The sequence below is a fragment of the Burkholderia sp. Ac-20344 genome, from assembly GCF_017104975.1.
In the GTDB taxonomy this organism is placed as follows: domain Bacteria; phylum Pseudomonadota; class Gammaproteobacteria; order Burkholderiales; family Burkholderiaceae; genus Burkholderia.
On record NZ_JAAGPP010000242.1, the window covers coordinates 1 to 8,761 of the forward strand.

The window sequence follows — 8,761 nt, forward strand, 5'->3', positions numbered from 1 at the left end:
CCGCGCCGCACAGCGCCGCCGGAATCCGGACCGAGCCGCCGGTGTCGGTCCCGAGCGCGGCGGGCACCACGCCCGCGCCGACCAGCGCGCCCGAGCCGCTGCTGCTGCCGCCCGGAATCCGGTTGAAGTCGTACGGGTTGCGTACCGCACCCGTCACGCGGTTGTTGCCCGATACGCCGAATGCCAGCTCGTGCAGGTTGGCCTTGCCCGCGATCAGCGCCCCGTGCGCCCGCAGCCGCGCCACGACCGGCGCATGCTGAGGCGGCACGCGGTTGTGCAGCGCCAGCGTGCCGTTGCCGGTCGGCAGGCAGGCGGTGTCGATGTTGTCCTTGATCGCGATCGGCAGGCCCAGCAGCACGCGCGGGGTGGCCGACGTCGCGAGGTCGCGGTCGCAGCGGGCCGCTTCGGCGAGCAGCCGCGCATCGTCGACGCACGTGAAGCCGTTCAGGTAGCGCCAGCGTGCGTGCCGCTCGATCAACGCGTATGCGTATTCGACACAGGACAACTCCCGGCGCAGGAGCGCGTTCCGGGCTTCGGTAAGCGTCAGGGTTCCCAGGGTGGGCATCGTCGTCGTTCCTCGTCACGGGGGATCGTCACAAGGTAGGACGCGCCGATTTTGACGCCCATCATCACAATGGATGACCCCGGCCGTCGGCCGCGCAGCCGGTCACGCCAGCGCAGCCGCCAGGCTCGCGCGGTTGGCGACGCCCTTCTTCGCCATCACGCGCCGCAGATGCGTGCGGACCGTCGATAGCCCGATACCGAGCGTGCGCGCGACGTCCTTGTCGGTATAACCGGCGGCGACGAGCCGCGCGACGTCGCTCTCGCGCTCGGTCAGCCCCGCGCACGCATGGCGCCGCCGCAGCAGCGCACGCCGAAAAAACGGCTCGATGCCGTTCAGCAGCAGCGTGTCGCGCTCGGTGAAATCGGGCCGCCCCTGCGCGCGCCAGATGCGCAGGTCGCCGACGTGCGTCGCGCCGTCGAATGCATAGACGTTGATGCCGTGGTGCATGCCGTCGCGGCGCAGGAATTCGTTGTAGAACTCGGTCTGCTCCAGCTCGCGGCGGCTCACCACCTCGTCGACGCAGGTCGCGACGCGGCGCGCGCGCAGTGGCGCCGTGACCGGATCGATATGCTGGAACCACGCTTCGTACCGGGCAATCTGCAACGGATCGACGTTGTACGCGAACCCGTTGTGCCACAGGCCGGTTCGTTCGTCGCAATCGAACGATGCGGCGAAATCCGCGCGAAGCAGTTGCGTGATGGCAGGCAACACGACCGTCCTCACGTCGACGACCGGCCCCAGTTCTTCCAGGCGGGCGACGATGTCGCCGAACAGCCGGAGTTCCTCCGGCGTGATATCGGCCGCGGAAAGATTCATGACGGACGGACCCTCTGCAAACGCCGCTCGACGCGCGGCAACGGACAGCGCCGCATGCACGATAAACGGTGCGCACCGGCCTGTCGAGCGGCTGCGCGATGCCGGCGCCGTCACTCGGGCCGCCGCGACTCCCCTCGCCAGGTCGCCTCCCCCAGCTTCGCCACCAGCGCGTCGTACACGACGCGGATGCGCCGGGGCATCGGGCCGCGCCGCGGCCGATAGACGTGCAGCTTCCACGGCTCGGGGTCGAGGCCGGGCAGCAGCCGCACGAGGCGCCCCTTGTCGATGTACGGCCGGACGAGATACTCCGAGCACTGGCCCAGCCCCACCCCCGCGCATATGGCCTCGATCTCCACCTCGGTATCGTCGGTCAGGTACGCGGGCGACGACGGGACGAACTGGTGTTCCCCCCGAAACATCCACGGCCACGCCCGTCCGCTCGCGCGATCGATCAGGCACGTCACCGGCATCGATTCGAGTTCCTTGCGGTTCCTGGGCTCACCCAGCCGCCTGATCAGCGACGGCGCGCCGACGATCCACATCGGCAACGGCCCGACCATGCGCGCGACGAAGCGGTTGTCGCCGATCGCCCCGACGCGCACGCCGATGTCGATCTGTTCGTCGACCACCGGCGACGGCACGTCCGACAGCCTCAGGTCGGGCACGAGCCCCGGATACCGCTGCATCAGATCGCTCAGGATCGGCTGGACATAACGACGCCCCATGCCCGATGGCGCCGTGATCCGGACGACGCCCGCCGGCTCGTCGGCCTGGCCGGTCGCAGGCCCGAACAGCCCGTCGACCGCAGCCAGCGCCGTCTGCGCGTCACGGGCGAACGACTGCCCGAACGCGGTGATCCGGATACTCCGGGTCGTTCGGTGGAACAGCGTTTCGCCCAGCATCTCCTCCAGTTCGCGTACCGCGCGCGTCACGACCTGCGGCGACACGCCGAGACGCGCTGCCGCTTCCCGGAACGTGGGCGCCGCGGCGGCCGCGGAAAAGATCTTCAGGATGTCGAGTCGGTTGAGCACGGAGAACCCTCCTGGCGCGCATGAGGCAGCGCTTTTTCATTCCCGATACGGGAATTCTGAATGCGCCATTGTTCCATTTTTTTACGGCCGGCGAGCGACCACAATGCCCATCAAGCGTGCATCGCAACCGATTCAACTCAGCCGCATGCGCCGCTTTCATCCACCACTCCGGAGAATCTCATCATGAACGCAAGCACGAAACCGGCCCAACTCGACGGCCGCATCGCACTGGTGACGGGCGCCAGTTCCGGCATTGGCCGCGCATCCGCGATCGAACTCGCGCGGCGCGGCGCCAAGGTCGTCGTCTCCGCCCGGCGCAAGACCGAGCTCGAGCAACTGGTCGACGAAATCGTGACCGCCGGCGGCAACGCCAAGGCCTTCGTCGCGGACGTCGCGAACGAAGACGATCTGCGCAAGCTGTTCGATTTCACGGTAGCGACCTACGGACGCCTCGACATCGCGTTCAACAATGCCGGCACGGAAGGCGTGTTCGCGCCGCTGCTCGAGCAGGATGCCGAGCGGTTCGACAGGGTGTTCGAACCGAACGTGCGCGGCGTATTCAACTCGATGAAGTACGCCGCGGAAATCATGCTGCCGCAGGGTTCGGGCAGCATCATCAACAATGCGTCGATGGGCGGGCTCATCGGGTTCGAGAATGCGTCGGTCTATATCGCGAGCAAGCACGCGGTGATCGGGATGACGAAGACCGCTTCGATCGAATGGTTCAGGCGCGGTGTCCGCGTGAACGCACTGTGCCCGGGGCTGATCGAAACGCCGTTCCATCACCGCGGCATCTGGCCGTCGGACGATGCGCAACAGGCGTTTGCCGCCTCGACACCGGCAGGACGCTGGGGTTCCGCCGAGGAGATGGCGACGATCGTCGCATTCCTCGCGTCGGACGATTCCAGCTATGTGTCAGGGCATGCGCTCGTGGCCGACGGTGGCTACTCGGTGGCGTGACAGGCGCAGCGCGACGGCAGGCCGTGGCGGCTCCCACCGCACGCCGTGATCCGGCGCAGGCGCTACGCCACCGCCTGCCTCGCATGCAGCCGCAACGCGAGCCACGCGATCCCGACCGCAACCGCGCCGACCACGCCGCCGAACGTGCCGATCCACGGCAGCCCGAAGTCGCTGGCGATATGGTTGCCGATCAGCGCGCCCGCGCCGATGCCGACGTTGTACAGCCCGGAGAAGATCGACACCGCGAGGTCGGTCGCCTCCGGCGCCAGCTTCAGCACCCATGCCTGCATCGCCAGGCCGAAACAGACGATCGCGCCGCCCCAGACCAGCGTATGCACGGACAGCGTGACGATGTTCAGCGCGCACGGGAACAGGATCAGCAGGCATCCCGCCAGCGCGACGATCGACCCGAGCAGGAAGTCGTCCGGCCGGTGCGGATAGATACGGTTGAAGCCGATCGCGGCCGGCATGCCGGCGATGCCGAACAGGATCAGCACATACGTGATCCGGCTGCTGCTCGCATGGTTGACGCTCTGGACGAAGGGCTCGATGTACGTGTAAGACGTGAAGTGCGCGGACACGACGAGCACGGTGATCGCGTACAGCGCCACCAGCGCGGGCTTGCGCAGGAACACGCCGATGCTGCTGAGCGACCCGGCGCCCTGGCTCGGCAGCACCGGCAACGTCGCGCGCAGCAGCAGCAACGCGACACCCGCCGCGCCGGCGATGATCAGGAACGTGACACGCCAGCCGAACGTCTCGCCGACCACGCGCCCGAGCGGAATGCCGGCCACCATCGCGATCGACGTGCCCATCGCCAGCAGGCTGAGCGCGCGGCTTTTCCGGTCGCTCGGCGCGAGCCGCACGGCCAGCGGCACGGAAATCGACCAGAACACCGCGTGCGCGCACGCGATGCCCAGCCGGCCGACCATCAGCACCGCGAAATTCCACGCGACGCCGGTCACCACGTGACTGGCGATGAACACCAGCAACGCCCACACCAGCAGCTTGCGACGCTCGACATGGCGCGTAGCCAGCGTCAGCGGCAGCGACACGACGGCCACCGCCCACGCGTAGATCGTCAGCATCAGGCCGACGTCGGTCGGCTGCATGTGCAGGCTGTCGCCGATCGCGCTGAGCAGCGCGACGGGCACGAATTCGGTGGTATTGAAGATGAAGGCGGTGAGTGCCAGGGCCAGTACACCCCACCACGAGTGCTTGGAACTGACGGCGTCCGGTGTGGCCATACGTGGAATCGATGAAACGAGGGTTGGGGGTGCGCGGCGCGGAGAACCCGGCCCGGCGATCGTCGCGATTGTACCAGCGGCGCTTGACACGGCGCGGCGCGGATTGGCCGCGGGACATGGTCATGACACGGCCGTGCGCCGATAATGTGCCGATCGGCTTCTCACGACCCGTTCACTCGAACCCTATCGAGCCAGGAGATTCACATGCGTATTGAAACGTCTTTTCTGTTCGATCTCGACGGCACGCTCGTCGACAGCGTCTACCAGCACGTGCTCGCGTGGAAGGAAGCGCTCGATGCCGAAGGCATCGAACTGTCGGTATGGCGGATCCACCGCAAGATCGGCATGAGCGGCGGCCTGTTCCTGAATCAGTTGCTGCGCGAGACGTCGGGCGACCTCGACGCCGAGCGCGTCGAGCGGCTCGCCCGGCTGCATGCGGCCGCGTACCAGCGGCTGCGCGCGCAGGTCCGGCCGCTGCCGGGGGCGCGCGAATTGCTGGCCGCGCTGTCGGCGGCGGGCATCCGCTGGGCGATCGCGACCAGCGGGCGGATGGAGACGGCTGCCATCAATCTCGAGGCGCTCGGCGTCGATCCGGCGAAGAACGTCGTCGTCACGCGCGACCAGGTCAAGTACGCGAAGCCGGACCCCGACCTGTTCCTGACGGCCGCCGCACAACTGAACGTGCCGATCGAACACACGGTCGTGGTCGGCGACAGCATCTGGGACATGCTCGCGGCCAGCCGCTGCCGCTCGCTCGGCGTCGGGCTGCTGTCGGGCGGATACGGCAGCGACGAACTCGAACGCGCGGGCGCGCTGCGCGTGTACGACGATCCGGCCGATCTGCTGTGGCATCTCGACGAGATTGCGGCACGGCCCTGAAACGCCTGCCTTGACGACGGCGCCTGCGCCGGATCGCCGTCGGTTTCGCCAGGCTGCGAACGACCACCGGCCACACCCTCGCCGTAACGACACGCGGCCGCCGAGCGGCTCAATCGTCGTCGATGCGCTTGTCGATCAGATAGCGGCCACGCTCGACGCCCGCGAGCAGCGCTTCGTTCTCGGTGAGCCAATCGGGGCCGTCGGCCGCCGGCACGACCAGCTCGATGCGTTCGCCGCCGACATACACCTGCACTTCGTCGCGCCACGCGCCGCTGTCGTTGCGGCGCGCCCACACGCGTATCTCGTGCCCGCGATACGGGTCGCGGACCTGTGCGTCCTGTTGATTTTGCACGGTGGCCTCCTGTACCTATCTGCGATGACGATGCAAAAATTGCGCGCCGCCTGATCGCCGCGCGCCCCGTCGGCGCGACGAGCACGCGCCGTGCCCGGTCGCGACCGGCCGGCACGCGGCTTGCGTCCCTTTTGCCCATCGAACCGCCCGTACTTCATCCACCGAGCAAGGAAGTCGTGATGAGCTAACATCAACGAATGGTTGGTGCGCGGCCGCGCATGTGTAAAAACGACAGCGCCCGGCGTGCGGGTTATCCGTACTCGCGCAAAACGTCATCCGTATAGATGCGAGGTCCGAAAAAGATGCGCCACGCAAAACTCAGCGTGACGACGACGCCAATCACAATCGTAATCACCGTCTCGAAGGTGCCCCAGGTCTCGTTGGGCGACATCAGGATCATAAACGTCCACAGACCCATGCAGTTGCTCAACTCGGCCAACGGGAATAGTACGTACTCGTATTCTGACTTCCACAGTACGTCCACCGCCGGCTTATCCTTGACGACGACATTCAGCGCGACGCCATTCGGTCGGGGCAGCGCGACGAGTTGCGCACCTTGACCAAAACGCGCCATCTTGGCCGCCAGCGCCTGAAGGAGCCATCGTGCGACAGGTGCTTGCGGCCCCATTGCCGAATCGAGCGCATGTTTCTCCACTTTCAGCTCGGTGTCCTTCACGGCTCCCAGCATCGCGTGCAGCGCCAGTCCCTTGAGACGGCTGTACCAGAAATGTCGAATCCGCTCATGCGGCACCTGTTCCGCAGCGAGCAGGCGTGCAAGCGCCTTGTCCACTTCGTCGGCATCCGCGACGATCTGGCGCAACAGCCACGCCTGACTTTTCAATTGCGGCTGTTCCTGCATGAGCGCAGGCGAACCGAGTAGCAATGCGACCGCCGCCTCGGAAGTGTCCGGCCGAACGCCCGGCTCCGCGCCGTTGAGGTGCCAGGCCAGCACCAGGCGGTATTCCGGATTCCCGGCTGTTGCGAATGAACCCGCATAGGCCGTGTCGGCGCCACCCTCGAACCAGATGTCCGCAAATCCGGGATCCGTGTCGTTGTTCAACCACCGGATGCGCGGTTTGCCGGGCAATTGCAATTGTGCCCATACTGCCTGCACGTCGATATACGATTCGGCAAGTTCGCACTGCATCACGATGTCAAACGAACCCCCGCGGGTTGCCTGGGCAAGCCGGGCCGCCAGTGGTGTCAGCAGCTTTTCGATCACCGCACGCTCCCGCGACACGCCGTCCGCTCCGTCGATTCCATCGAGTCGCATCACGCTGCCGGGATTTTCTGGTGGACTGCCTTCAAGCTTCAACATGCGCTCCGCAAGATCCGGCTCCGGCACAAGCATCACGCTGTCGAGAACGGCCACGCCCGAACGGACCTTGCGTTGCCATCTCGTGAGCAAATGCCAGCGCGCTGTGTTCTTGACCGCCGCTTCAAACGCGCGACTATCGTACATCGCCCGATATAACGCAAAGCTGACCGCTATCCAGAGCGCAAATGGAGCGGCCAGCGCAGTTCGCACGAAGTCCTCTGAGGCCATGGTTTTTTCGTGCGGCCACGTCGCGACAGTACCTGCCAAAAAGCCGCATTCGATCAGGACGAACAGAGCGACATATAGCCAGACGGGCGGGGGGTCGCCCGCCGACCACTCGCCATGAGCAGGCGGGGTCCAGCGAAATTTCATCGTGCCTCCATGAAAAGCACGTTACGTTATTCAACCGTCCAGTCGCGCTGCGACGCGACGAGGCGTGGTGGCGGACGGCAGGCGCACCGGCAGAGGTCGCCTTCCAGCGCAGGCAGCTTGCCGTTGAGATCGTCCTCTCGTGGTCTCGCGCCGTCAGGTTCGATATGACCGACGGTGTTGCACGCGGGGCATCGGACCCTCGCTCCCAGATAACTCAATTTCCGATCGTCGAGACTGATGTCATCGAGACCGTCGAGCACGACGCCATTCGCCGTGGTCAGGTCATGCTGGAAGATGCAGGCGCGTCCGGTCATGTCACGCGCCGATCCATTCCCAATCGGCGTCGTCGCCGGCACGTTTCACTGCCGGCGTCGTGTCCCCGCGCCGTAGCGTGACGATTCCCGTCAGGTCGTAATGGGTGGAATTCCAGCCCTCACGCACGCGCGGAAGCCATCGGCCGCTACGCGGGCATGGCGCGCCCGGCTCGCAGAACTGCCGGGTCTCTTCGATGGTGTCGAACGAATACTGCTTGATCGGCGTGGGACCACTGCCCTCCCACTGCCACCGCACCGGGCCGTCAAGACTGATGCCGTTCCCCCCTTCCATCAGCATCTTCACGCTGTCGACCGTAGCAACGGCCCCTGCCTTAAATGGAACGAGCTGGAGGCTACGGTGAACGCTGGAGTTCGTGCGTACGGCCCGGTAAAGGCCGTCTTCCGCGAATGTCTCTCCGGGCTTTACCGGGAAATACGACAGGCGAGTCCGCTGGTATGCCTCCCACTGCTCGCGCTCCTGTGGCGTGGAGGGATAGTCGCGGTCGAAGGTAATTCGGGTGGGTTTCTTGTAGTCCGAATGGAAATCGACACGCAATAGGCTGGACTCGATTCCAGCGACCTTTATGTTCATGAAGGCACCCGCATATAGATTGTAGGTGCCCGCGGTGAACTTTCCAACACGCGAAGTTTTGATTTTCACAACTACGGCACTATGTGGCGCAAGGCGCACCTCGCCGTCGGGAAATTGCGTCGGGTCAGCAAGCGGCTGACCAGCCAATGCAAAACCGATTTTTGATGACGCCCCTCCTTGTGAGTCTGTAACGGCTGATATGACTCCCGGTGTCAATCGGGATCGGTTTTTCGGTTTCTCTGGTTCATGTTGCCGGAATTTCCTGAGGGCGACGTAGCAGTACATCTCGACGGTGGATCAAGCTGATATCCGCGG

10 protein-coding genes are annotated in these 8,761 nt (G+C 65.6%); 2 read left to right on the forward strand and 8 right to left on the reverse strand.

Annotated features, from left to right (window positions below; all coding sequences use genetic code 11):
- The 3 genes from G3N64_RS37165 to G3N64_RS37175 form a co-directional block, all read right to left on the reverse strand.
- Nucleotides 1–565, reverse strand: a 565-nt coding sequence (locus G3N64_RS37165) for an amidase family protein (RefSeq protein ID WP_241021406.1), incomplete at its 3' end; no start/stop codon positions are given.
- Nucleotides 566–667: 102 nt separating this feature from the next.
- Complete coding sequence (locus G3N64_RS37170; RefSeq protein ID WP_205788595.1) at nucleotides 668–1,381, reverse strand: helix-turn-helix transcriptional regulator; 714 nt, start codon at nucleotides 1,379–1,381, stop codon at nucleotides 668–670.
- Between the two features lie 110 nt (nucleotides 1,382–1,491).
- Nucleotides 1,492–2,412 (reverse strand): LysR family transcriptional regulator, encoded by a 921-nt coding sequence (locus G3N64_RS37175; protein ID WP_205788596.1) that lies wholly within the window; start codon nucleotides 2,410–2,412, stop codon nucleotides 1,492–1,494.
- A 183-nt stretch (nucleotides 2,413–2,595) separates the two neighbouring features.
- Between G3N64_RS37175 and G3N64_RS37180 the strand changes: the two genes are divergently transcribed.
- Nucleotides 2,596–3,372, forward strand: a complete 777-nt coding sequence (locus tag G3N64_RS37180) for a glucose 1-dehydrogenase (protein WP_205788597.1) — start codon at nucleotides 2,596–2,598, stop codon at nucleotides 3,370–3,372.
- Between the two features lie 62 nt (nucleotides 3,373–3,434).
- On the opposite strand, the gene G3N64_RS37185 is transcribed toward G3N64_RS37180, so the two are convergent.
- Nucleotides 3,435–4,619, reverse strand: coding sequence for a sugar transporter (locus tag G3N64_RS37185; protein ID WP_205788598.1), 1,185 nt, complete (start codon nucleotides 4,617–4,619; stop codon nucleotides 3,435–3,437).
- A gap of 204 nt (nucleotides 4,620–4,823) precedes the next feature.
- On the opposite strand from G3N64_RS37185, the gene G3N64_RS37190 reads away from it, so the two are divergent.
- On the forward strand, nucleotides 4,824–5,498 hold the full coding sequence (locus G3N64_RS37190; RefSeq protein WP_205788599.1) for an HAD family hydrolase: 675 nt from the start codon (nucleotides 4,824–4,826) through the stop codon (nucleotides 5,496–5,498).
- A 109-nt stretch (nucleotides 5,499–5,607) separates the two neighbouring features.
- On the opposite strand, the gene G3N64_RS37195 is transcribed toward G3N64_RS37190, so the two are convergent.
- The 4 genes from G3N64_RS37195 to G3N64_RS37210 all read right to left on the reverse strand — a co-directional run bounded on the left by G3N64_RS37195 (nucleotide 5,608) and on the right by G3N64_RS37210 (nucleotide 8,731).
- A complete protein-coding gene (locus tag G3N64_RS37195; RefSeq protein WP_205788600.1) occupies nucleotides 5,608–5,850 on the reverse strand; it encodes a DUF6566 family protein in 243 nt (80 codons plus the stop codon).
- 250 nt (nucleotides 5,851–6,100) lie between these two features.
- Nucleotides 6,101–7,540 carry a hypothetical protein gene (locus G3N64_RS37200; protein ID WP_205788601.1) on the reverse strand — a complete coding sequence of 480 codons (1,440 nt, stop codon included), beginning with the start codon at nucleotides 7,538–7,540 and terminating at the stop codon, nucleotides 6,101–6,103.
- 26 nt (nucleotides 7,541–7,566) lie between these two features.
- Nucleotides 7,567–7,854 (reverse strand): PAAR domain-containing protein, encoded by a 288-nt coding sequence (locus tag G3N64_RS37205; protein WP_205788602.1) that lies wholly within the window; start codon nucleotides 7,852–7,854, stop codon nucleotides 7,567–7,569.
- Nucleotide 7,855: 1 nt separating this feature from the next.
- The gene (locus G3N64_RS37210; RefSeq protein ID WP_241021407.1) at nucleotides 7,856–8,731 is read right to left on the reverse strand and encodes a hypothetical protein; all 876 of its coding nucleotides are present in this window, start codon (nucleotides 8,729–8,731) and stop codon (nucleotides 7,856–7,858) included.
- Nucleotides 8,732–8,761 lie beyond the last annotated feature (30 nt).